This is a genomic window from Lewinella sp. LCG006, assembly GCF_040784935.1.
Lineage (GTDB): Bacteria > Bacteroidota > Bacteroidia > Chitinophagales > Saprospiraceae > Lewinella.
On sequence record NZ_CP160680.1, the window covers coordinates 2,190,339 to 2,214,310 of the forward strand.

At 46.7% G+C, this 23,972-nt stretch carries 16 protein-coding genes; 7 read left to right on the forward strand and 9 right to left on the reverse strand.

Annotated features, from left to right (window positions below):
- Window positions 1–252 precede the first annotated feature (252 nt).
- Both AB0L18_RS07550 and AB0L18_RS07555 read left to right on the forward strand, forming a co-directional pair.
- Window positions 253–639: a response regulator gene (locus tag AB0L18_RS07550; protein WP_367391980.1), complete on the forward strand. Its 387-nt coding sequence runs from the start codon at window positions 253–255 to the stop codon at window positions 637–639.
- Window positions 639–974 (forward strand): Hpt domain-containing protein, encoded by a 336-nt coding sequence (locus AB0L18_RS07555; protein ID WP_367391981.1) that lies wholly within the window; start codon window positions 639–641, stop codon window positions 972–974. The genes AB0L18_RS07550 and AB0L18_RS07555 overlap by 1 nt, the downstream gene beginning before the upstream one ends.
- Window positions 975–1,346: 372 nt before the next feature.
- Here the strand turns inward: AB0L18_RS07555 and AB0L18_RS07560 are convergent, their stop codons facing one another.
- From AB0L18_RS07560 to lgt, 3 genes are all read right to left on the reverse strand, one after another.
- Window positions 1,347–1,892 (reverse strand): hypothetical protein, encoded by a 546-nt coding sequence (locus AB0L18_RS07560; protein ID WP_367391982.1) that lies wholly within the window; start codon window positions 1,890–1,892, stop codon window positions 1,347–1,349.
- A gap of 131 nt (window positions 1,893–2,023) precedes the next feature.
- On the reverse strand, window positions 2,024–2,812 hold the full coding sequence (locus tag AB0L18_RS07565; RefSeq protein WP_367391983.1) for a T9SS type A sorting domain-containing protein: 789 nt from the start codon (window positions 2,810–2,812) through the stop codon (window positions 2,024–2,026).
- Window positions 2,813–2,966: 154 nt separating this feature from the next.
- A complete protein-coding gene (lgt, locus tag AB0L18_RS07570; RefSeq protein WP_367391984.1) occupies window positions 2,967–3,773 on the reverse strand; it encodes a prolipoprotein diacylglyceryl transferase in 807 nt (268 codons plus the stop codon).
- A gap of 66 nt (window positions 3,774–3,839) precedes the next feature.
- On the opposite strand from lgt, the gene AB0L18_RS07575 reads away from it, so the two are divergent.
- Entirely contained in the window at window positions 3,840–4,709 is an 870-nt protein-coding gene (locus AB0L18_RS07575) for a hydroxypyruvate isomerase family protein (RefSeq protein ID WP_367391985.1), read from the forward strand.
- Between the two features lie 183 nt (window positions 4,710–4,892).
- Here the strand turns inward: AB0L18_RS07575 and AB0L18_RS07580 are convergent, their stop codons facing one another.
- From AB0L18_RS07580 to AB0L18_RS07595, 4 genes are all read right to left on the reverse strand, one after another.
- Window positions 4,893–7,475 carry a zinc-dependent metalloprotease gene (locus AB0L18_RS07580; protein WP_367391986.1) on the reverse strand — a complete coding sequence of 861 codons (2,583 nt, stop codon included), beginning with the start codon at window positions 7,473–7,475 and terminating at the stop codon, window positions 4,893–4,895.
- 432 nt (window positions 7,476–7,907) lie between these two features.
- On the reverse strand, window positions 7,908–10,496 hold the full coding sequence (locus AB0L18_RS07585; RefSeq protein WP_367391987.1) for a zinc-dependent metalloprotease: 2,589 nt from the start codon (window positions 10,494–10,496) through the stop codon (window positions 7,908–7,910).
- A 458-nt stretch (window positions 10,497–10,954) separates the two neighbouring features.
- Complete coding sequence (locus tag AB0L18_RS07590; protein WP_367391988.1) at window positions 10,955–13,018, reverse strand: SPOR domain-containing protein; 2,064 nt, start codon at window positions 13,016–13,018, stop codon at window positions 10,955–10,957.
- A 44-nt stretch (window positions 13,019–13,062) separates the two neighbouring features.
- Complete coding sequence (locus AB0L18_RS07595; protein WP_367391989.1) at window positions 13,063–13,635, reverse strand: phosphoribosylglycinamide formyltransferase; 573 nt, start codon at window positions 13,633–13,635, stop codon at window positions 13,063–13,065.
- A gap of 156 nt (window positions 13,636–13,791) precedes the next feature.
- On the opposite strand from AB0L18_RS07595, the gene AB0L18_RS07600 reads away from it, so the two are divergent.
- The 3 genes from AB0L18_RS07600 to AB0L18_RS07610 all read left to right on the forward strand — a co-directional run bounded on the left by AB0L18_RS07600 (window position 13,792) and on the right by AB0L18_RS07610 (window position 18,953).
- Window positions 13,792–16,521: a TonB-dependent receptor gene (locus AB0L18_RS07600; protein WP_367391990.1), complete on the forward strand. Its 2,730-nt coding sequence runs from the start codon at window positions 13,792–13,794 to the stop codon at window positions 16,519–16,521.
- A gap of 90 nt (window positions 16,522–16,611) precedes the next feature.
- Window positions 16,612–17,664, forward strand: coding sequence for a DUF4249 domain-containing protein (locus AB0L18_RS07605; RefSeq protein WP_367391991.1), 1,053 nt, complete (start codon window positions 16,612–16,614; stop codon window positions 17,662–17,664).
- Window positions 17,661–18,953, forward strand: coding sequence for a hypothetical protein (locus tag AB0L18_RS07610; RefSeq protein ID WP_367391992.1), 1,293 nt, complete (start codon window positions 17,661–17,663; stop codon window positions 18,951–18,953). Before AB0L18_RS07605 ends, AB0L18_RS07610 begins: the two co-directional genes overlap by 4 nt.
- A 167-nt stretch (window positions 18,954–19,120) precedes the next feature.
- On the opposite strand, the gene AB0L18_RS07615 is transcribed toward AB0L18_RS07610, so the two are convergent.
- Window positions 19,121–19,288, reverse strand: coding sequence for a hypothetical protein (locus AB0L18_RS07615; RefSeq protein WP_367391993.1), 168 nt, complete (start codon window positions 19,286–19,288; stop codon window positions 19,121–19,123).
- 163 nt (window positions 19,289–19,451) lie between these two features.
- Between AB0L18_RS07615 and AB0L18_RS07620 the strand changes: the two genes are divergently transcribed.
- A complete protein-coding gene (locus AB0L18_RS07620; RefSeq protein WP_367391994.1) occupies window positions 19,452–22,547 on the forward strand; it encodes a DUF2723 domain-containing protein in 3,096 nt (1,031 codons plus the stop codon).
- Between the two features lie 301 nt (window positions 22,548–22,848).
- Here the strand turns inward: AB0L18_RS07620 and AB0L18_RS07625 are convergent, their stop codons facing one another.
- A complete protein-coding gene (locus AB0L18_RS07625) occupies window positions 22,849–23,874 on the reverse strand; it encodes a dipeptide epimerase (protein ID WP_367391995.1) in 1,026 nt (341 codons plus the stop codon).
- Window positions 23,875–23,972 lie beyond the last annotated feature (98 nt).

Sequence of the window (23,972 nt, forward strand, 5' to 3'; positions counted from 1 at the left end):
TTTCACTCCGTCGCCGGGCTAGCCTGCTGCTGCAGGAAACCAAGTCCAATCTATAATTCTTTCATTTTAAACTTAACATCTAATGCCTTCTATTCACAACATTTTCGTCACTGGACGATATACGCTTGGCAACAGCGATTTCGCCAAATCCTTAATAGAGTTACAGTATTTGGCCCGTATTCTTAAATACCGGGTAACTATCCTTCCGGCTTAACTTGTAGCTGTATTAAAATTTAAGAAAATCCAAAAGTTATGAAAACCGATATCCGCCTCATTTATATCGTTGACGACGAGCCCTTGCTCACAGACATGCTGTGTGATTACCTTAGTGACCTGGACGATCGGCTTCTTATCCGTCCCTTTGCTACCGGTGAGGCTTGTCTGGCAGCTATGAACGAGCGCCCCTCACTGATCATTCTCGACTATTACCTCAATTCACGGGAAAAAGACGCGGCCAACGGTATAGACATCCTTAGGAAAATCAAAGACCATAACAAGACCCTTCCGGTGGTGATGTTGTCTAGTCAGAAAAACTATGGTACTGCCGCCAGAACGATCCAGTACGGGGCCGTGCACTACGTGATCAAAGGGCAGGATGCCTTCGCCGAAATTTATGAACTCATTAAAGCAAATGTCTGATGACCGATCTCAGCTTTCTACAACACTTCACCAAGGGGGATACCGCCAAAATGAAGCGTTACATCAATATATACCTCACGGTAGCACCTAAAACCTTTCAACAAATGCAGCAGGCCGTCAGGACCCAGGATTGGGAGCAACTTCGTATCCAGGCTCACTCCCTTAAGCCACAGACTGATTATATGGGTATTCATGGCCTGAAAGCTGTTCTTGAAGATATTGAGAAAAATGTACTTGAAGAAAAATTTGAAAAAATCCATAAACTTTATGAAAAAGCATTGGCCATACACTCTGAATCAACTCCTCTTTTGAAATCATTTATTGATACTCCTTGAATTCAAAGTATAGTATTGCGTTTTGTCTGTTTTACATATCCAGCGTGAGATTGGGGTTAAAAATCTGATCATCAAGGAATTACTACCCCCAACCTCACCGTACTTGGTTTTGGGTACTGTGTACTTGGATTAAAAGGTGTTCTATCTGAGTACCTCGTACTCAGTACTTAATAGAATTGTTCTGCTATGAAAATGAGAAGCTTACGTTAAAATTCCATAACCCCGCAGCAACTCCTGCCACTTTACTATAAAGCTTAATATTCCTACATCTGAGCCTATCTCACTTAAAAAGCGATAGCGTGTGAGCTTTTTTTGCCACTATAGTCTTTCTTCTGTTCTTCTTGATCTACAGTAAATTTACCGCAGAACAACTTAATCAAAATCGTACTTTCTTTTAGGAACCTTCTTAAAATACATATTTCCGTAGTGTGGGGACCAAAACACTAATTGAAACGACCAGCTATCTCTAACTAATAGTGGTGAGGAAGTAAAGATATGATGACAAGTCCTTCCATTAAATAGCTTGATCCTGGCATTCTTATAATATTCCAACACTTCGAACTTAACCTTACAACCTTCAATTGAGTTCCCTCCACCTTTCTCATCAAATATTATTGATCCACTTTTATCCACTCTAAATCTGTATTTCTCATACTGCCAGTCAGCATTTTCTCCTGGAAACATATCACGATCAATTCTATAATATCCATAATAATCTCTTTTATCAACGGTCATCTTTGAAGTAGCAAAAGTGTACAACTGAAGCATTGCTATCAGCATGAATGCACTCAAAACAGTGTAACCAATAAAATTACTAAGATTATTATCTAAAGAAGATAAGTTCATAAGCATGACACCAACGAAAGATGATATCACTATGAATAGAAACAATGTAATGAAAGAGCCAATGAAAAACATATCCTTATTTTCTTAAAGCTACATATCACTCAGTACCTTAATTTCTTTTGATCAATTTATCTATATTAGGAATCAGTGGACGAAAAGGCGGGTATAGTTGCATAAGCTAATTTAGGCATAGAATATTCTCATTATATCTTGACTATCTTTTTGAATTCTTCTAATCCATCATCATACTCCATCCTTAATAGGTAGAGGCCGCTTGGCAGATTACTTAGGGTAACCTGGAATACTTGTGCCCCCCTTTCTACTTTCTCTTGTAGTACCAATTGCCCATCTTGTGAGTATAAACGCAAATAATTACACTGACTCTCTGCAGAAAAATGCACCGTCATGTATGACGAAATAGGATTTATCACCTTTGCCCTCAAATCCTGCTTGATCAATTCTCTTGATGGTACTATATCTGTGCAATCTCCTGCATTTGCTAACTCGATCCTTAAGGATGCATAATCATATTCTAAAATATTCACACTGGGTGGTGCCCCTGGAGTACCTTTAATAAATCCCATTGCTAACCCACCTTCTATCCTTAACTCTGGTGTATATGAATAGGGATTTCCTCTCCGATAATCCCCTACCACATCCCAATCATTTTCAACATCTACAATTTTCGGCATCATCAGAATAAAAGTGTCTCCAATCACTCCAATATCTATTGCTGCCATTGACCATGGCCCATTACATTCAAAATCTGTACCATCCCAAATCCGAATAGTATCCCGTTCTTCTTCCCCCCTTATCACTTCTATCAATGCGACTGTTATTCCTGTAGTGTCTTCTTCTACTATCTGTCCAACAAGTATATTTCTTTCCGGAAAAACTTGTAATGTCCAGCAAAAGGATCCTTTATTAAAAGTGCAAGCATAAATCTGTTGACATACGAGCAATAGTACGATATTGAGAAAGAGCTTTTTCATTCCTTAATCTTTATTCTAAATGATATTCAGAAAGTTAGCAAATAATAAATACTTTCATAGCGTAAAAGAATCAATTAGTCGGCCTATTGCCTGAATACCTCAGTCTTTATCTTGTTGTGCCCAACTCATCTTCTTCGCAACACCCTTCACTCACCTACTTCCCTCCTTTCTCCCCTCCAGGGCGAAACATCAAAAACAGCCCTACCAGCACAAATGGAATACTCAAAAGCTGGCCAGTACTAAGGGCATTGCCGAAAAGCGTCTCGAAGCCGCCTTGGCTCTCTTTGAAGTTTTCGATATAAAAGCGGGCACCAAATACCAGCACGAAAAACAAGCCCAGGATATAACCCGGTTTGTTGCGCTTGTCGGTATTCCAATAGACGAAGTACAGGATGACGAAAGCAATCAGATAAGCAATGGATTCGTACAACTGTGCCGGGTGCCGGGGGATATCATCTACTCTGGTAAAAACAAAGGCCATGTCGCCGTCGGAGGGTTTACCCAGGATTTCAGAATTCATCAGGTTGCCCAAACGGATAAAGCAGCCCGCCAGGGCTGTAGGCACTGCAACTTTATCCAATATCCAAAGCAGTGGTTTTTTACTGATTCGGCGCGAGAAAAGCCAAAGTGCAATAACAATGCCCATCGCGCCGCCGTGACTGGCGAGGCCGCCTTTCCAGATTTGGTGAATTTCGCCAAGATGCTGGCTGTAGTAGTCCCAGTCGTAGAAGAAAACGTGACCCAGACGGGCACCAATAACGGTACCAACGACCATGTACATGAAACACTTGTCCAGCCATTCCTCAGGGGCACCTTCTGCTAAAAACATGCGCCGAACGATAAACAGGCCCAGTAAAAAACCCAGCGCAAATAACAGACCGTACCAGCGCAGGCTCAGTGGCCCTAGTTCGGCAATTTCCGGTGATACACTCCATTCGATAGCTAGAAGAAAAAATTGCATAAGATACCCTTGGTTGGTTGGACCATAAAGGTCGCAAAATATTCCAGTTTTCCTTACCTTTAAAGGATGATAAACCGTCGACAACTCCTCCGCCGCAGCCTACTCAGCGTAGGTGCCTTAAGTTTGGGTAACGCTATCCAAGCTACCAATATCAGTATTCCCAGTACCTCTAAACAGCTCTTCCAGCACTCGGCCTGCCGCTGGTGCTACCAGGATATTCCGCTGGAAGAACTGGCAGAAAGAGGCAAGGATATTGGCCTAAAAAGCCTGGAATTACTCCGCCCGGAAGAATGGCCTATCGTGCAAGCCAAAGGCTTGCAGTGTGCTGTAGCTACCGATAGTTTTGCCAGCATTCCCAATGGTTTCAACAATCGAAAAAACCACGCCACCCTTCAAGCAGCTTACCCTGCGCTGATTCGCAAGGCAGCCGATGCGGGCATCCCCAACGTCATCTGTTTCAGCGGCAACCGCAACGGCATGAAAGACGATAAAGGGCTCGAAAATTGTGCCCGTGGCCTGGCGCCGCTCGTAAGGGAAGCCGAACAAGCTGGCGTGACCCTCATCATGGAACTCCTCAATAGCAAAGTCGACCATAAAGATTACATGGCCGATCATACGGCCTGGGGGGTGGCATTGGTCAATAAAATTGGCTCTCCCAATTTCCGTTTGCTCTACGATATTTACCACATGCAAATCATGGAGGGTAACCTCATCGCTAATATCCGGGAGCACCACACCGCCATTGCGCATTATCACACCGGAGGCGTTCCAGGCCGCCGTGAAATCAACGCCAGCCAGGAAATCAACTACCCCGCCGTTATCAAAGCGATCAATGATACGGGTTACACCGGGTTCATTGGGCAAGAGTTTATTCCTTCTTACGAAAGCAAACTGGATGCGCTGAGAGAGGGGGTGGGGATTTGTAGTTTGCAATAAAAAAAGAACGGGTAGATGAATGCTTCCGCATCCATCTACCCGTTTCTGTATCAAGTACTTCGTTCAATAGATTCCTTTAAATTTATCAAAGTCTCTATACCCTATACCAAGTACCTAATACAGTGAAGTTTGCCTTGGTGACCCTTAATTTTAAGGATACAAAGAAGGCAAACTTCACCCTAATTACTGTTTCACAAAACGCTGTGGCTGTACTTCTCCGTTCACCTCAATGAGCAGATAGTACATACCTGGCGTCAGGTTGGAAATATCAATGCTTTGCTGGTTGTTGTCCAACTTGATTTGGCGTAGTTGCTGTCCTGTGGCGCTCATCACGCGGATAGACTGCATATTGGCACCAGAACGAATATTGAGCATATCCTGTGCTGGGTTCGGGAACAGTTGTACATCATTACCTTCCAGTTCAATACCCAGGTCGATTGCACCTAAGTCTACTGGTGGGTTGTTGTACGCCGTATTGCCTCCCTCTACTAAAGTGGTTACAACGCCTTCCTCTACTAAAGCACCAGAATTAGCCGTTACAGTCACCTGGTCAATGTAGATATAGTCAGAATTTGCACTGGCATCACACTGGAAGCGAATCTGAGCATTGCTTGGGAAGTTGTAGCTGGCAGAGCTGATAGTAACCGTTGTGGTGTAGAAACCATTGTTGTTGAAGCTGCTACCTGCGGCCCAGGCTGCTACGGTCGTCCATGTAGAACCGTTGTAGTAACGTAGCCAGAAGTCTTCACCGTTTTCCATGCCGTAAGCATAGAAGAAGAAGGTAACATCAATGGAGCTGTAGCCCGTCAAATTAAGCGTAGGCGAAGTCATCGCTGAAGCTACACCTGAGTTGTCACGAAGCTGAATAGAGTAAGTTCCTTCGTAAGAACGTGAGCCTGCATAGCGAGCACAGTCAGAGCCACCGTCGGCCCAGCCATCCCAGCCAGTCTCAAAGTAAGAACCTAAAATTTGTCCGCCGCTGCCTCCACAAGGTGCACAGTCAGGACCACCACAATCTACACCCGTCTCATTACCGTTTTGGATACCGTCGGTACAGGTTGGCGCAGCAGCTCCTACACAGAAGTTGGTCGTTTCGCTAGAAGTAAAAGAACCTCCAGAAGCCTCAGTACCATCACTGGAAGTGACGGTGTAGCTACCGTTGCCGTAAGCACAGCAAATACCATCGCCGTAAGTATCGCTAATCGTAAAGTCGTAGCAACCATCTACTAAACAGATGTTTTCTACCACTGTTGATCCATCAGGCTGTGAACCATAAGTACCACCAGAAGCCACTACAGAGCCACCTGCATTTCTGATGGTCCAGCTTGTTTCTTCAGGGTAGTTATCTAAAGTGATCGTTACCGTCACTAAGTTATCGTTACATGGCCCAGCACAAGGTGCACAGTTAGAACCACCACAATCCACACCGGTCTCGTCACCGTTCTGGATGCCGTCGCTACAAGTAGGACCAGCTACGCCACAAGAAGCAGACAAACAAGTAGCATTGGTTACGGTGTTACGGATAACATTACCTGGCTGAGGACCAAAACCCTGCGTAAAGTCGATACCCGTGGTCAGGTGACAGTAGCTCATGATGGTACCACCGCCGGATGGGCTGCCTGGCACAGAACAACTCCCTTCGGTGCCTCCGGCACATCCATCAATAGCAGTACCGTTGCCATTCCATACACAAGCATGGGTGTGGCGAGAACCGATCAAGTGACCCATCTCGTGCGTTACTACCATCACCGTGAAGGAGTAGGTAGGTACGTTGCTGTAAGAAGCATCAATGCTACTGAAACACTTAGAATTATCAGGGTTTGAATTACAAATTCCAGCAAAACCAGCAGCAATACCGCCACTAGCCTGGTACGATACCAGGTGGCTCAGATCACCATTAAAAGCACCTGTGTTAGACTGGTAAGAACTCAACATAGCACTAGAGCTGCTGCCTGAATAAGGAGCAGGCGTGTTCCAGGCTTTGATTTCAGAAATGCCCATTTCCAGGCTTTCATTGGCATAAAGCGTGATAGACTGGTTGAAGACTCCTGTCACATAGTTGGTCGCACCAACTACTCCACCTTTATTGGTCACGATATCATCGTCGATTTCGATGTATACCTGAATACAATCACCCGTTGCCTTGGTCTCCGTATACTCCAGGTCGCTTGGCTTGTACACTTCACCATCATCAGGTGTAGCACAATCCAGATCCTGAGGCTGTAGGAAGTAGCGATCGTTGTAGATCAGGTGCTCGCTGTTGGGAGCGCCATCCACGATACCGATAACGTAGTTACCGTATTCGGTGCTGATCAAGCCGTGGATTTCATTGTCGAACACACTGATAGCAACCAATGCTGTGGGGTCGCCATCCAATGTTCCTGCGTAATAAAGGCCAGGCGTGTAGTCTACGCTTCTACCACTACTGGTAGTAAGCACAAAACCATCGGCAAGTACCTTGTTGGGAATGAGGGTAACAACAGCATCTCCTTGGCCCGGTAGAGGGAAGGTAAGACTTAACACCTCAGGGCGCTCTTGCTGGAGATTGCGAATCGCTTCGCGGTCAAGTGTTACAATGAGTCCTTCCGTAAGGACATCCGTAGGAATATCAAAATCTTTAAGATCCTGATCCGTAGCAGTCACAAGTGTATACTCACTTATGTCGTGTTTGGTAACTGCTTTAGCCACCTTTGCAGCAACAGCTCCCTGCCCAAATGCCATCACTGGCGCAAATAAAAGCAATAGTAAATAGTGTGCGATTTTCATACTAGAAAGTTAAGATGATAAATAGAAGTGACTGTCTGATTTACTTTTACAAGCAAATTCAGCCTAAATCGGTATAAAATTTGGTTTTAAATTAACGCTCTGCCTATGCGCAGTTTCTCAATGTTGCCCTAAGATATATTTTTTTCATTTATTTGCATTAAAACGATAATTTTAATTTAACAAAATATGTTTTTTAACTTATACAGCTTTTAATATTGTAAAATAAACAATAAGCAATATTTTATGCTTAGCTCTTTTTTTTACACCCCCGAAAACGGAGACTGTTCATCAATCTGTGTCGTTTGTTTAACCACCAAGCGCTAAGGCCACTAATTTGTAGCACACTCAAAAGAAAAGGGTAGATAAATGCTTTCGCACCTATCTACCCGTCTCTATACCAAGTACCTCATTTAAAGTACCTCGTACCTAATATTACTGCTTCACAAAACGCTGTGGTTGCAATTCTCCGTTCACTTCGATGAGCAGATAGTACATACCTGGCGTCAGGCTAGAAATATCGATATTTTGCTGGTTGTTATCCAATTTGATCTGACGTAGTTGCTGACCCGTAGCAGTCATTATACGGATAGACTGCATATTGGCACCAGAACGAACATTAAGCATGTCCTGAGCTGGGTTCGGGAAGAGCTGTACATCATTACCTTCCAGTTCAATACCCAGGTCGATTGCGCCTAAGTCTACTGGTGGGTTGCTGTATTCCGTAGTGCTGCCTTCTATTTCTCCAATAGTTACTACAGTTCCTCCTTCTACGAGTGCTCCGCTATTGGCAGTAACAGTCACTGCATCAATGTAAATGAGGTCGCTGTTATCACTGGCATCACACTGGAAGCGAATTTGCGAGTTGCTGGCAAAATTATATTGAGCACTGCTCAGACTTACCGTAGCTACGTAGAAAGTGTTATTGTTAAAGCTAGTTCCTGAAGCATAAGCGGCTACAGTGGTCCAAGAAGAGCCATTGTAGAAACGCACCCAGAAATCTTCGCCATTTTCCATGCTGGTGGCATAGAAATAGAATTCGATATCAATTGAGCTGTAACCTGACAAGTTTAACGAAGGAGAAGTCATTGCCGAAGCGGTACCAGAGTTGTCCCGGATGTAGATAGAATAACTTCCCTCATAAGAGCGTGAGCCTGCATAACGGGCACAATCAGAACCGCCATCAGCCCAGCCATCCCAGCCAGTCTCGAAGTAGGAACCAAGGAGTACCGTACTTCCACCACCACAAGGTGCACAGTCAGGACCACCACAATCTACACCCGTCTCATTACCGTTTTGGATACCGTCGGTACAGGTTGGCGCAGCAGCTCCTACACAGAAGTTGGTCGTTTCGCTAGAAGTAAAAGAACCTCCAGAAGCCTCAGTACCATCACTGGAAGTGACGGTGTAGCTACCGTTGCCGTAAGCACAGCAGATACCATCGCCGTAAGTATCGCTAATCGTAAAGTCGTAGCAACCATCTACCAAACAGATGTTTTCTACCACTGTTGATCCATCAGGCTGTGAACCATAAGTACCACCAGAAGCCACTACAGAGCCACCTGCATTTCTAATGGTCCAGCTTGTTTCTTCAGGATAGTTATCTAAAGTGATCGTTACCGTCACTAAGTTATCGTTACATGGCCCAGCACAAGGTGCACAGTTAGAACCACCACAATCTACACCGGTTTCGTCACCGTTCTGAACGCCGTCGCTACAAGTAGGACCAGCTACGCCACAAGAAGCAGACAAACAAGTAGCATTGGTTACGGTGTTACGGATAACATTACCTGGCTGAGGGCCAAAACCCTGCGTAAAGTCGATACCCGTGGTCAGATGACAGTAGCTCATGATAGTACCACCGCCGGATGGGCTGCCTGGTACAGAACAGCTCCCCTCAGTGCCACCAGCACAACCATCAATAGCAGTACCGTTGCCATTCCATACACAAGCATGGGTGTGGCGAGAACCGATCAAGTGACCCATCTCGTGCGTTACAACCATCACCGTGAAGGAGTAGGTAGGTACGTTGCTGTAAGAAGCATCAATGCTACTGAAACACTTAGAATTATCAGGGTTTGAATTACAAATTCCAGCAAAACCAGCAGCAATACCACCGCTTGCCTGGTAAGACATCAGGTGACTAAGGTCACCATTGAAAGCTCCGGTATTAGACTGGTAAGAACTCAGCATCGCACTAGAGCTGCTGCCTGAATAAGGGGCAGGAGTATTCCAGGCTTTGATTTCAGAAATGCCCATTTCCAGGCTTTCGTTGGCGTACAGGGTAATGGTTTGATTCATGATACCCGTTACATAATTGGTCGCACCAACTACTCCACCTTTATTGGTCACGATATCATCGTCGATTTCGATGTATACCTGAATACAATCACCCGTTGCCTTGGTCTCCGTGTACTCCAGGTCGCTTGGCTTGTACACTTCACCATCATCAGGTGTAGCACAATCCAGATCCTGAGGCTGTAGGAAGTAGCGATCGTTGTAGATCAGGTGCTCGCTGTTGGGAGCACCATCCACAATACCGATAACGTAGTTACCGTATTCGGTGCTGATCAAGCCGTGGATTTCATTGTCGAACACACTGATAGCAACCAATGCTGTAGGGTCGCCATCCAATGTTCCTGCGTAATAAAGGCCAGGCGTGTAGTCTACACTTCTACCACTACTGGTAGTAAGCACAAAACCATCGGCAAGCACCTTGTTGGGAATGAGGGTAACAACAGCATCTCCTTGGCCCGGTAGAGGGAAGGTAAGACTTAACACCTCAGGGCGCTCTTGCTGGAGATTGCGAATCGCTTCGCGGTCAAGTGTTACAATGAGTCCTTCCGTAAGGACATCCGTAGGAATGTCAAAATCTTTGAGATCCTGATCCGTAGCAGTCACAAGTGTATACTCACTTATGTCGTGTTTGGTAACTGCTTTAGCCACCTTTGCGGCAACAGCTCCTTGCCCAAATGCCATCACTGGCGCAAATAAAAGCAATAGTAAATAGTGTGCGATTTTCATACTAGAAAGTTAAGATGATGAATTAAACTAGCACTGTGATCTACCCCTTCAGGCAAATCCAGTCTAATAATCAGGAAATATTTATTAAAAGATGTTTTGTTAGAGATTAACAAAACTAGCACTGTGATCTACCCCTTCAGGCAAACCCAGTCTAATAATATAGGATATAAATTTTTAAAAGAAGTGTTGTTAACAGCGCAGTTTCTCAATGCTTATACAAGGTAATTTTTTTTCTTTTATTTGCGCCAAAAGCTTATCATTAATTTAATAAAATTCGATTATTATTTTTTGCCATTTTTAATATTGTATAACTTACAATAAGCCGTATTTCCACAAGACCACCTTCTTCTATCGTACCTTCAAGATAAACCCTTAAACGAAGTCACCCCGAATCTTACCAGATAGAAGATTCGGGGTGATTTAAAATTCCTTCTTTTTAAGAAGGTATTGATGCTATCTTACAGGTTCACACGCCCGTAGCGGATGCCATCATCGTACTGTACGACATAAGCATTAGGGTACTCACTTTTGATTTGATTCAAAGCAAAAGTAACTTCCTCCTGGCTAAAGTAATCACCTACCAGTACCCTGGTCAGGCTACGAGAAGGAATATATTCTGTAGCCACTTCGCCGTAATTTGACAAAGAAGAAAAACGGTTACTCCCGGCGTCATAAGTTTTCAAGGCTCCAATCTGGATACGGTAGTAGCGGCCCTGGTAACGCTTAGCACGCGAGGTATACGCCAGATTGTCTTTGGCCGAGGTGCCATTGGCGGTGTATTCCTCTCCAGCTAAGCCCAGCATTGTGCCGGGGTTGGAAGCAGGTCGGGTAGGAGCAGTGTTGGTATTGTTGTTGGTGTTATCAACTTCCGACATAAACCCTCCGGTTTTAGGCTCGGTGGTATTACCCGTTGGGTTGTTGGTCACGGGGGTATCTACAAAGCCTTCTTCTGCTTGTAAAAACAACGGTTGCCCGTAAGCAACAGTTGAGGGGTCATCCGTTGCAAATACGTAACCGCCTTGTTGAAAGCCGGCACGCTCAATCTCCACCCGGAAACGACGATTAGGCAAAAGTTCGAAGAGGTAATTACCCGCCGCAAAATCTTTCTTGATGAGTAAGTTCTCACTACCATCATCAAAAATTTGATACAAGGAAACTTTGATATTATCCAGCAAAGCTCCCGTCGCTTGATCATAGACATTCGCCTTAAGCGTAATCTGACGACCACCTACCGAGAATTCAAAAACATCCTGGTTGCGCGTATTGGTCTTTTCCCCTCCGAAAACCCGGTTTGAAGTAAAGTAGCCTCCGAAACCCGATGGATTCCTTACGTAACCAAAATCATCGGCCGAAGAGTTGACGGGCAAGCCAATGTTCTCCGGAGCCGTCCAGCTTACTTCTCCGCCACTAGAACGGAAGATATCCAAACCTCCAATCGATGGGTGACCATTGGAAGAAAAGTAGAGGGTTCCTTCTTCCGCATTATAGAAAGGAGTGATCTCGTCTCCCAAGCTATTGATGACAGGCCCCAGGTTTACGGGGAAGGTATAATCGGTATTATCAACGCCTAAATCACGGGTGACGTACCAAAGGTCAAGGCCGCCACGACCGCCTTCGCGGTTAGAGGCAAAAAAGAGGTACTCCTGCCCATTGTTGTGAGCAACCGCTGGGGTGGTTGAATTAACGCCCTTCACATTGATAAAGTCGGGGAGCCGCTCAGGTGCTGTCCAACCATTGGCAGAACGCTTGGTAAGGTAAATCTCGCAGCGGGTATTGAAACCATTCCAACCGCCATCATTATTACAGATCGTAAAGTAGAAGCGCTGGTTATCCGGAGACATTGCCCCATTGGCATACTGCCCGCCCTGCACAACCGGAAAACCTGAAGGGTTGGCCGCTTTGGTCCAATTGTTACCTTGCCGCTGGCTTTCGTAGATACGCGCCTGCCCGCCAATGGTAGAGGTAAAGTAAAGCACATCTTCACTTACGGCTACGGGAGCAAAGTCGTCACTATCAGAATTGACGGTGCTACCAGGGTGGAGAATCTCCATTCTACGATCCATTTTGGAAGCCATGTCTCTGGTAAGGTCAATACCTTTCAACTCTACCCTGACGATATCCTGTAGAATCGCCTTGTCTGGCCCTGTGTAGCCGTCGGCAGCAGCCTGGAAAGCAACACGAGCTTTGTCGTACTGTCCGTCGCGCTTGAGGGCCCGCGCGTATTTCAACAATACCAGTTGGTCATCATTAAAATTGGCAGGCACGTGCTGAAAAGCATCGGCAGCATTGCGATAATCATTAAGGCGATAGAAAATATCTGCCGCTTTGTAAATGTATTCTTCCTTGCTTTGTTTCTGCTCCCAGGCTGCCCGGTAGTTTTCTGCTGCGGCAAAGAGGTCACCTTCTTTCTCTAGTTGCTCCGCCAGTTTGCGGTGCTTGCGCCAAGACATATCCTGCGCTTGTAAGGCAGGAAAACTCAGGCTAAAGGTTACTAAAACCAATAATAAATTGCGAATCATCATATCCAAGAGGGTTGTCGGTTCTCCGTATTTATGGTAAAATTGTTCTAAGAACGATAATTAATTGTTAAAAGTTGTTCGATGACCGGAGCAAAATGCCGGTGTTCTAATAACAACACTTTCTGTGCAATGGCTTCCGCATCATCCTCCGGTTCCAATGCACAGCTGGCCTGAAAAATCACTCGCCCTTCGTCGTAGTGTTCATTAACGTAATGAATGGTGATGCCACTCTCCTTTTCGCCAGCAGCTTTTACTGCCTGATGCACGTACTTGCCATACATTCCCTTCCCTCCGTATTTTGGCAATAACGCCGGATGAATATTCACTATTTTCCGAGGAAAGTGACGCACCAGATAATTGGGAATTAGCCATAAAAAACCCGCCAGTACAATGAGGTCAATGCCCCTCAAATGCTCGAGTAACACCTCCGTTTCGTAGAAGGATTTTCGTTGCAAAAGAAGGGTAGGAATCCCATGCGCTGCGGCCATATCCAAAACGGGTGCCGTAGCTTTATTGCTAACAACCAAACTTACTTCAATAGACGGATGTCCTTTAAAATACTCCACAATCTTGCGGGCGTTGGAGCCCGTTCCGGACGCAAATATGGCGATTCTCTGCACGCTCAGCTAGCTTATTTTTCGCTCACAAGTTACTGCTTTTTTAGGACAGAAGGGGAGAGATGCAACATGGCCTGTGCCAATTTTCCAAAATAAACCGTAATATTGAATAATAGACTTGTTCGGCAAGTAATGATATCAGGAAAACGCTCAAAAGTTATGTTCATACTACTTAGACACCTTCTTGCCTTCAGTTTGTTTGTTTTCATTATTCCACTTGGGCAAGCACAACAATTGCTCCGCCAGGAAGTCAGCATTGATTTGGAAGCTGCTACCGCTGAAGAAGTTTTGACCCAACTGGCAGAACGGTATCAGCTACGCTTTCATTATTCAGCGCTTGATCTGCCAAGCCAGCGTAGTCATTTCAACTATCAGCAAGTGCCCCTTACCAGTGTCTTGGAAGCCTTGTTGGCACCTTCTCCACTGGGCTTTTTTGTTTATCGCGATCAATCAATCGTTATTGCAAACCAAGAAAAAATCGCGGAACTTATTGCTTATCGGGAGCAGTTTTACCAGGCCCTCGACGGGCAATTGCAAAGAGGCACCTCTCCCCAGGACATCATCACCATTGGTGCAGACCAACCCAGTGCAGCCGGTGCAAATGCCAAGATAATTGGGCGGCTGGCCGACGCCAATACCGGGGAGCCCATCATCGGAGCGACCATCTTTTGGCCCGAACTCAAAAACGGTACCGTTAGTGATAGCCGCGGATTGTGGGAAATGAATATCCCTTCGGGTAATCAATACGAACTGCAAATTCAATACATCGGCTATGGCAGCTTTAGCCGCCAGTTTAAAATCATTGGCGAAGGTTTTCTGGACATTAAATTACTGCCAGAAGCAACCGACCTTGCGACCATCATCGTACTGGCCGAAGCGCAGGACGACAACGTGAGCAATACCCAGGCAGGGTTGAGCACTTTCTCGGTGCGCAGTATTAAGGACCTGCCGACCTTGTTGGGAGAAGCGGATGTGGTGCGCAGTGTGCTTACCACTGCTGGCGTCAACTCCATTGGCGAAGGTTCTTCAGGCTTCAATGTCCGAGGCGGAGCAGTCGATCAAAACCTGATCCTTCAAGGAGGCAGCATCCTCTTCAATGCTTCGCACGCGCTGGGGTTTTATTCCACCATCAATCCTGAGATTATTCAAGAAGTAGCGCTTTACAAAAGCATTCTGCCGGCGGAGTACGGCGGTCGACTTTCTTCTGTGCTCCAGGTAGATTTGCGGCGAGGGAAACAGCAAGGCTTACGCATAGCCGGAGGCTTGGGCCCCGTAACGGCAAAACTGAGTGCAGAGGGTCCGTTTGCGGAAGGTAAAGGAACTTTCCTGCTTGGCTTACGCGGTGCTTCGGCTGATTGGATACTGCGTCAGATCGATGATATCGCCATTAGTAAAAGCCAGGCTGCGTTTTTTGATGGCAACCTGTTGGTACATTACGACCTTACGGAAAAAGACCAACTCCGAGGAAGCCTTTACCACGCAAGCGACGACTTTTCTTACAACCAGGAATTTGGGTTTAATTACAAAACAGCATCCGCAGAAATCAATTACACGCGCCAAATTCGGGAAGAACTTTCTTCTGAATTGACCTTGGTTGCCAATCAACTTCGCAGCTCCCGCACCGATCTGGCAGGGCCGGGCAGTGGGGCTTTGCTCACCGGCATCACTTATTACAAGCTCAAGGAAGTTATTCGTCACCAGGAAGAAGACTGGAGCTGGTTAGCAGGCATTGAGACGATTTTATACCAAGTTCCAGGTCAGGAACAAAGGCCCCAAGGGCCGACCTCCACGCTGCCCAACCTCAAGCTGGAAAATGAAAAAGGCTGGGAGTCGGCCCTCTTTGGCGAGATCAATTGGGAGCCCTGGGAACAATTTTCCGTCAAGGCAGGGCTTCGTATCAACGACTATCAATACCTCGGCGGTCGTACCCTCCTCGACTACGGACCGGATGGCACTTACGAGCTGTCAAACGTCGTCGACACCCTGGAATATGCTGCTGGCGAAACCATCCAATCTTATTTTACGATAGAGCCCAGGCTTTCGCTTCGTTACCAGCTATCCCCCCAACAATCAGTGCGTGCCGGCTACAGCCGGACTTCTCAGTTTGTCAACCAAGTCTTCAATACCGACACACCTACGCCACAAAGCCAGTTTCAGTTGAGCACGCCCTACATCAAGCCTTTCCTGGCGCACAATTTCTCCCTGGGATACTTCCGCAATTTTCGCAAAAATCGGTGGGAAAGCTCCGTGGAAGGCTTCTACCGGGCCATTGATCAGTTGTGGGATTATCGGGATTTTGCCATCCTCAACCTCAATCCTCATCTGGAAACAGAGCTACTGGAAGGGCAAGGAAGAGCCTATGGCCTGGAAGCTACCCTCAAGGGAAGGAGCCTGCGTTTCGACGGGCAGTTGAGTTACACCTGGTCGCGCACCGAACGACAAATCGCTGGCATCAATCAAAACCGTTGGTACCCTAGCAATTTTGATCAGCCTCACAACCTGAACCTCAGTTTCAAATACCGTATCGATGAGCGCCAATCCCTCAGCACCAACTTCACCTTCGCAAGTGGGCGCCCCACCACGGCTCCTATAGTAAGTTACACCAATGGCAATACCATCGTGGTACCGATCTATACCGAACGCAATCAACTAAGGATTCCTGATTATCATCGCCTGGATCTTTCTTACAACATAGGAATGAATAAAAACAAACAGAAAGGCTTCAAGACCAGCTGGGATTTTACGCTGTATAATGTCTACGGCAGGAAAAATCCTTTCTCCGTTTTTTATACCCAGCGGGTTAATCAACGACGAGACTTTGTAGCTAATCGACTGGCTATTTTAGGGACGGTATTTCCTTCCGTGAGCTTCAACTTTGAGTTTTTGTGATTTTTTTGAACCAGATGAGGCATAGGCGGATCTACCGACGTAGGCACAGCCAACGCCGAACGGGGATTTTTTTACGTAGTAAACGAGGATATGAATAGATTACTTTATGGTCTGATTTTGATGATGCTCCTCATCGCGTCAGCTTGTCTGGATGAGATAGCAATAGAAAACGCAGACCGACCAGAAGACGGTTATGTGGTACAGGCTAAATTGATTAGCGGCAACCCCTCTTACGTGGAAGTAAAAGTAGAGCAGCTTTTCTTTTACACCAGCAACATCAACCGACCAGTAAATGATGCGCTGGTAAGCCTGGTAAAGAAAACCGGAGAACGTTTCGAGTTTCAGGAAGTGCCCTTAGATGGTATTTATAGTGCCTACCTTGAGCAGGCAGATTTCCCCGTGGAGGTGGGCCAATCCTACCGAATAGAAGTGGAAATCACCCCTGAGATCAAATTACAATCCGATTGGGATCAAATCTTTGCCACTCCGAAAGCAGACAACATCAGCTGGGATTTTACTGAAATCGAGACGGTTTCTACTGATGGATTGCTTAGCCGTAGTTCGGGTATTCAATTTAGTATTACGACGCCCATCATTACAGCCACGGAAAAGGCCCGCTTGCGCTGGGAATTCATAGATGCTTATCGGGTGACGGATGATCTGAATTTCACCTGCTACATTGAGAATTCCTATCAAAACAACCGTCTCTTTTTATTGGACGGCAATACCGTTGGGCCGGACACCATTACGAACTACCCCTTGTTCAGTGACCAACTGGGCATCCGTCATATTGATGGGTATTACCTCAGTGTTTTTCAGCAGGCTTTGAGTCCAGAGGCCTTTACCTACTGGGAACAAGTATCGGCTTTACTCGAACGCGAGGGTACGGTATTTGACAATCCGGCGGGGGCCATCAACACCAACATCCGCAATCTGGCGGATAGCACCCAACTTGTTTACGGGTTCTTCTCCGCTTATACGCAAGATACCTTACGGCGCTTTTTATCGCGAGAAGAGATGGGCAATCTGGATTTTTACTGTCCACGCCCACCTACCAACCAGGTTCCACCACCGATTACGGTCTGTGATGGCTGCATCGATGCGCTGGGGGCTTCTTACAACAAACCCTACTACTGGCAATGAAAAAAATATTCCTACTGTTTTTAAGCTGTTCTTTACTTGGAGGAATTGTCTTTGCGCAAGCTAGTCGCTCGCTCCAAAGTAGTTGGCTGCATCTGGATAAACCCTTTTACGTAACTGAAGACGCGGTGGGGTTTCAGCTCTATGTAGCGCCGGAATTCACCCAGGAAAGCATCGTCATTCAGTCTATTCTATTTGATGCCACGGGGGAACCACAGCTTTACGCCTACTGGTCTAATCAGCGAAAAAGTACTGTCCCTGGAAAAATCTTCCTGCCAGCCGACTTACCTACCGGATGGTATTACCTTTCTTTTATCGTCTGGGATCGCGAACGCCAAACTGAGCGGGTTTTGCTACAGGCACCTTTAGCGATTTATAATGATCAGGAAACCATCGTTCCAGAGATGGTGAGCCAGCAGGAACCGAGTCGGCAAGCGGCTCCGGTGGTCATTCCTGAAAAAGAATTGACCATTAGCCTTGCGAAGCTACCGGAAACCATTCTTCCTGGAGAGGAAATCAATTTTGAAGTGCAAGTCACAGATCGCCGTAACCGTCCCGTAAGCGCGGAGGTTTCCATAAGCGTTACTGACTGGGGCCTCATGGGTGCATCCATGGCGATGGGTATGGATAATTTGCAAGAGGGGGATTCTTTGCGCGTCATTACGCCCGCCAACCTTATCGGCACTACTTTTTGGCAGGGGATTCATCTAGAGGAAAATGGTAGCCCTGCGCCCTCGCAAAAGCTGTTTGCCATGATCGCTGATCGGGAACAAATACTCCAGACCGACGCCAGAGGACGATTTGTTTGGCAGCAGCCGATTACTGCGAATCTTTCCGCACTTGGTTTCGCCAAGCAAAACGATGAACCTACCTTGGTACGCTTTCAGCCTGCACCAGGACGACTGGCACTGGGAGAGCTATTCTATACACCAGCATCTTTTCGCTACCTGGAAATCAACCGTCAGCGAAAGCTTGTTGAAAATTTGCGTGGGGAAAACATTGCTTTTGTCCCGGATCCTTACCAAAACGATGTCAAGCCTATTAGCGGGCCTTACCAATTAGCGGGCGTCAACCCTGCGCGGGAATTAAATTGGGCTTATGCCGCTACCAAGACTACCTTACCCGCCAGAACGACCCTCTTCTGGGCAACGGGCCTTGAAACGAGCTCCGCTGGTGGGCTTGCCATAAAATATGCCCATCCTCCGGAGGCAACGACTTATCGGATTGATGTGGTGGCCCAGGATGCCGAAGGGCGGCGTGGGCGCACGACGGTTTATTATCGGGTGAGGTAATAGAGTTGTTCTGCTGGGACAAGTTTTGCTGCAAGCGGAAAATTTCATCCTGAACTTCGTTAGATTTTTCGCCGAATTGCCCGCATTCGGCTGCAAAATCTGCCTCGTTCAGAATGAAATTTTATCGCTTTCGCTAAAACAGCCCCCAGCAGAACAACTCTAAGAAATTAATCCACTTCTTCATAATCAATATACTCGTCATCAAAACTAGTCTGTTTGGGCTCATCTTTACGCGCTTGGTGATTGGTATTATTGCCTTGATCAATGACTGGCGGCGCAATAAAAAAGCGGTATACGAAATATACTAACAGCCCGGTGAGAATGAATTTTATCATGATTAGAGGGGTACTATTTAGCTAAGAGATGCTACACTGGCATTTAAACAAGTTGTAATAAAGCAAAGTTACGAATTTGTGATGAACGAAATTTTAACATCTCATTCGCTTGTAATAATTTATTAGCTTTGTGGTTTGTTTTAAAAAGAACTCATTTCGCTATATGAAAGGTCTTCATCGCCTGACAGGTTGGTTGGTTTTTGCCATCGCAGCGCTCGTCTACCTCTATTCCGCCGAACGTACCGGAAGCTTGTGGGATTGTGGAGAATTTATTCTCGGAGCTTACAAGCTACAAGTTGTTCACCCTCCTGGCGCTCCGCTCTTCGTTTTAGTAGGTCGCCTCTTTACCTGGGTGGCTGAACTCGTCAGTGACGATCCAGCAAATATTGCTTTTGCCGTCAACATTATGTCGGGGATATGTACTGCTTTTGCAGCAGCATTTATCGCCTGGGTCACCATCATCATGGGACGCCTATCATTGGTGGGTCGTGGTGGCGAAACCAGTCGTGGTCAAGACTTCGCTTTAGCGGGAGGTGGCTTAGCTGCTGGCTTGGCTACTGCATTTGCTACCTCTATCTGGTTTTCGGCCGTAGAGGGCGAGGTCTACGCGATGTCTACCATGTTCACCGCGATGACTTTGTGGTCAACGGTCAAGTGGTACTCCCTACCTGACGAACCAGAAAGTGATCGTTGGCTCATCTTCACGGTTTATGCTGCGGGGCTTTCCATCGGTGTTCACTTGTTGAGTATGCTGACTTTCCCGGCGCTTGCGCTTTTCTACTACTTCAAGAAATACGAGAAGCACAATCTCTTGGGCATGGCACTCGCCGCAGGCGGTGGTGTTGCAGCGATTGTGGTGATTCAAAAACTCATCATCGTCGGGATTCCTGCGCTATGGACCTGGATGGAACTCGTTATGGTCAATGGCCTTGGACTTCCACCTCAGACCGGGATCGTTCCTACCTTACTGATTACAGTGGGGCTTATCGCGCTGGGGCTTCGCTTTGCTCACCAACGCCAGAATGCTTTGCTTCAGCAAATTTTTGTGGCCCTCACTTTGGTGGTCATTGGCTTCTCTACGATTGGTGTGGTCGTTATTCGTGCCAATGCTGCACCGCCCGTCAACATGAACAATCCAAGTGATGCGATGCGCTTGCTTCCCTACCTCAACCGGGAACAATACGGTGAACGGCCATTGCTCTACGGACCCGATTTTGATGCCGACGTGCAGAGCACCGACGTCACCGATCGCTATGGTTTGGTGGGAGATGAATACAAAATCACCGATTACAAAATCAGTGTCAATTACGCTAATCGCGACAAACGCTTCTTCCCACGTATGACGGATGGCTCTCTAGGGCGCCCTCGTTTGTACAAGCAGTGGATGGGCCTCGACCCGGATAAAGCACTGCCCAAAGGGCGGCCAAACATGGGAGACAATATCGCCTTCTTCGTACGCTACCAAATCGGATGGATGTACTGGCGTTATTTCATGTGGAATTTCTCAGGCCGCCAAAATGGCCAGCAAGGTTTCTACGATTGGGACGAAAGTTCGGGTAACTGGATTACCGGTATCAACTTCCTCGACGAGGCTCGTCTCGGTGACCTTTCTGCCCTTCCTGAGCGAATGGCCAACGATCCTTCGCGGAACGTTTACTATATGCTGCCTTTCTTGTTTGGTTTGCTTGGCCTGTTTTGGCATTCCTCCAAACGACCCAATGATTTTATTGGCTTATTGGCCCTCTTTATTATCACGGGTATTGGTATTATCGTTTATTCCAATCAGCCTCCGAACGAGCCGCGCGAACGCGATTATGTACTTGCGGGTTCGATCTTTACCTTCTGTATTTGGATAGGATTGGCCGTGCCAGCCTTGTACCAAATCATGGCAGAACGCCTGGGAACCAGTAAAATGGTAAGTGCAGTGGGTGCCAGCTTGGTGGTTTTGGTGGCTCCTTTACTGATGGGCTTCCAAAATTTCGATGACCATAGCCGTGCAGAACATACCGCTGCGCGCGATTATGCTAGCAACTTCCTCAACTCGGTAGAAAAAGATGCCATCATCTTCACCTATGGCGATAACGATACCTACCCCTTGTGGTACGCGCAGGAAGTAGAAGGGATTCGTACCGATGTGCGGGTGGTGAACCTTAGCTTGATTGCGGTCGATTGGTACATCAACTTACTCAACCGTAAAGTCAATGATTCTCCACCAGTAAAAATGAGCATTCCAGCGGAACAAATCCGTGGGAAACTGCGCAACCAGGTCTTCTACTACAACCCCTCGGGCCAAGATCGCCCGATGCAGTTGCTGGATTTCGTGAAATTCATTGGTGAAGATCATCCCTTACAGAGTGGTAGCGGCAGGGTCATTGAAGCCCATTATCCCACCAAAAACGTATTAATACCTGTTGACAAAGAGGCTGTTTTACGTAATGGAGTCGTGGGTATTGAGGATACGGCCAATATAGTGAGCGCTATCCCTGTACAAGTAAGCGAGTCTCAGCTCCTGAAAGATGATATTGCTATTCTCGACATCCTTGCTTCTAACCTTTGGGAACGTCCCATCTATTTTGCGGTAACCGCACGGATAGAGAAACTCTTCGGAATGCAAGATTATATGCAACTCGAAGGTCTGGCACTCCGCATTGTTCCCGTTAAGTCACGCAGTGAAAACAACATCTACGGATTGCTCGGTAGTGGCCGCGTAAACACCGATGCTTTGTATGAAAATGTAACCACAAAATGGAAGTGGGGTAATTTCGACAAAGAAGACACTTACGTCAACCACAGCTATGGCCCTAGTATCCAGAGTATGCAATTTGCTATTCAGCGTGGTGCTCAGGCATTGCTCAACCAAGGGAATAAGGAGAAAGCCATCAGCTTGGTAGACCAATATTTCGATGCTTTCCCGAACATGAACTTCGAATACGGAATTCATTCTGCCTACATGATTGGCATTTACTCCCAGGCCGGAGCCTACGATAAAGCCAAGCCACAAATGAAAATTTTGGCCCGCAATATCGAAGAACGTATCAATTACTACATGACCCTGCCGGATGACATCCTCCAGCTTAGCTACGGTACGGACTTCCAAGCGGCAATGGCTGTAGCAGAACGCTTGGTAGCTTACGCTCAAAGAGGCGGTGATACGGAATTCCAAAATGAACTGATGGCCGTGTTTGGTGAATTTGTTCGCCCTCCTCAGCCGTCACCAGAGTTGCCCGGTGAGCTTGCCGCACCTCCTCCTGGTGAGTAATCAAAAATCAATTATCGGGTGGAGAACGATCCGATAGGGTTGTAAAAAAGAGAGAGAAGTTGGTAATGACCAGCTTCTCTCTTTTTTTCAGGGCAGATACACCAAAAAATAACCGTCTAATAAACAGGATAGAACGCAGATCTAACGGATAAAACGGGATTAAAACAGATTTAAAAGCCGTGTAAATCCGTCAAATCCGTTGGATCCGTGGCCTATCCTGCTTCTAGCGTTTTTTTTGCGTGACTAAAATCGTCACATCATTTCAGCTCGCCTACCGTGCAGCGTAAATCTCACGCCCTCCTCACCATTCCGACTTCAAAACAACACCCGTTCCCGGTACATCGGCATAATGTAACTTCGCCTGGTCATCGATGACGACCCCTTTGGCTGGATCTCTAGCTAGCAAAAGTGCACCATCCATGTCTACGTAATCGAGAAGGGGTGCAATGTGTGCAATCGCAGAGATACCGACGGAGCTTTCCGTCATACAGCCCATCATGATTTTCAACCCTAAGGCTCTGGCTTCTTTAATCATGCGGCGAGCAGGCGTGAGCCCACCACATTTTACCAACTTGATGTTGATGCCGTCAAAGTGATTGGCACAACGCGCCACATCGGCTTCCACATGACAGCTTTCATCCGCGATGATGGGTAATACACTTCCCTCCAGTGCTTTGCGATGGTCGGCCCAAGCGTCGGCTTTTTGGGGTTGTTCGATAAATTCTACCCCCAATTCTTTCAGCTCATGCGCATAGGCAATGGTTTGCTCAGCCGTCCAGCCGGTGTTTGCGTCTACGCGAAAAATAGCGTCGGTATACGTTCGGAGGGTTCTTATAATTTCAAGATCATGGTCGGTACCCAGTTTTACCTTGTACAGCGGCCAGGGTTTTTCTTGAAGCTTGGCGACCATTTCGGGCAAGGGCGCCATGCCAATGGTAAAGCTGGTCGTTGGGGCCTTGGCAGGATCTAAACTCCACATTTCATACAGTGGCTTTCCATGCCGACGGGCCCACAAATCATTAGCGGCCATATCCAAAGCACAACGCACAAAAGAATCGCCAGGGAGGCGTTGCTCCAATTCCACATAAAAAGATGCGGGCTCCGTGAGGGTATAAGTCTCCAGCCAGGGGCGTACCCGCTCTACCGCAGCCAACATCCCTGCCATGGTTACGCCATAATAAGTGGTGACGGTAGCCTCCCCATAGCCCTCATAGCCTTGCTCGTCCTGAAGGCGAATAATCATAGTGGGTTGCACCGTCCTCGACTCATGACTGATCGTGAAAGTGTGACGAAGAGGGAGGTCAAACTGGAAGACTTTTATTTGCATGAGATTTGTTTTTTATCTTTTTATAAAGAGCAACAAAAAAGCGCAACCCACGAATGAGTTGCGCTCAAAAATATAAGTTTAAGGCTTAAGAAACCATC

What these genes read in the sequence shown, in the direction of transcription:
- lgt (WP_367391984.1), bottom strand. Translation starts at nt 3,773, where the DNA reads ATGCAATTTTTTCTTCTAGCTATCGAATGGAGTGTATCACCGGAAATT.
- AB0L18_RS07600 (WP_367391990.1), top strand. Translation starts at nt 13,792, where the DNA reads ATGTTCATACTACTTAGACACCTTCTTGCCTTCAGTTTGTTTGTTTTC.
- AB0L18_RS07575 (WP_367391985.1), top strand. Translation starts at nt 3,840, where the DNA reads ATGATAAACCGTCGACAACTCCTCCGCCGCAGCCTACTCAGCGTAGGT.
- AB0L18_RS07550 (WP_367391980.1), top strand. Translation starts at nt 253, where the DNA reads ATGAAAACCGATATCCGCCTCATTTATATCGTTGACGACGAGCCCTTG.
- AB0L18_RS07580 (WP_367391986.1), bottom strand. Translation starts at nt 7,475, where the DNA reads ATGAAAATCGCACACTATTTACTATTGCTTTTATTTGCGCCAGTGATG.
- AB0L18_RS07585 (WP_367391987.1), bottom strand. Translation starts at nt 10,496, where the DNA reads ATGAAAATCGCACACTATTTACTATTGCTTTTATTTGCGCCAGTGATG.
- AB0L18_RS07610 (WP_367391992.1), top strand. Translation starts at nt 17,661, where the DNA reads ATGAAAAAAATATTCCTACTGTTTTTAAGCTGTTCTTTACTTGGAGGA.
- AB0L18_RS07555 (WP_367391981.1), top strand. Translation starts at nt 639, where the DNA reads ATGACCGATCTCAGCTTTCTACAACACTTCACCAAGGGGGATACCGCC.
- AB0L18_RS07590 (WP_367391988.1), bottom strand. Translation starts at nt 13,018, where the DNA reads ATGATGATTCGCAATTTATTATTGGTTTTAGTAACCTTTAGCCTGAGT.
- AB0L18_RS07560 (WP_367391982.1), bottom strand. Translation starts at nt 1,892, where the DNA reads ATGTTTTTCATTGGCTCTTTCATTACATTGTTTCTATTCATAGTGATA.
- AB0L18_RS07605 (WP_367391991.1), top strand. Translation starts at nt 16,612, where the DNA reads ATGAATAGATTACTTTATGGTCTGATTTTGATGATGCTCCTCATCGCG.
- AB0L18_RS07625 (WP_367391995.1), bottom strand. Translation starts at nt 23,874, where the DNA reads ATGCAAATAAAAGTCTTCCAGTTTGACCTCCCTCTTCGTCACACTTTC.
- AB0L18_RS07615 (WP_367391993.1), bottom strand. Translation starts at nt 19,288, where the DNA reads ATGATAAAATTCATTCTCACCGGGCTGTTAGTATATTTCGTATACCGC.
- AB0L18_RS07620 (WP_367391994.1), top strand. Translation starts at nt 19,452, where the DNA reads ATGAAAGGTCTTCATCGCCTGACAGGTTGGTTGGTTTTTGCCATCGCA.
- AB0L18_RS07565 (WP_367391983.1), bottom strand. Translation starts at nt 2,812, where the DNA reads ATGAAAAAGCTCTTTCTCAATATCGTACTATTGCTCGTATGTCAACAG.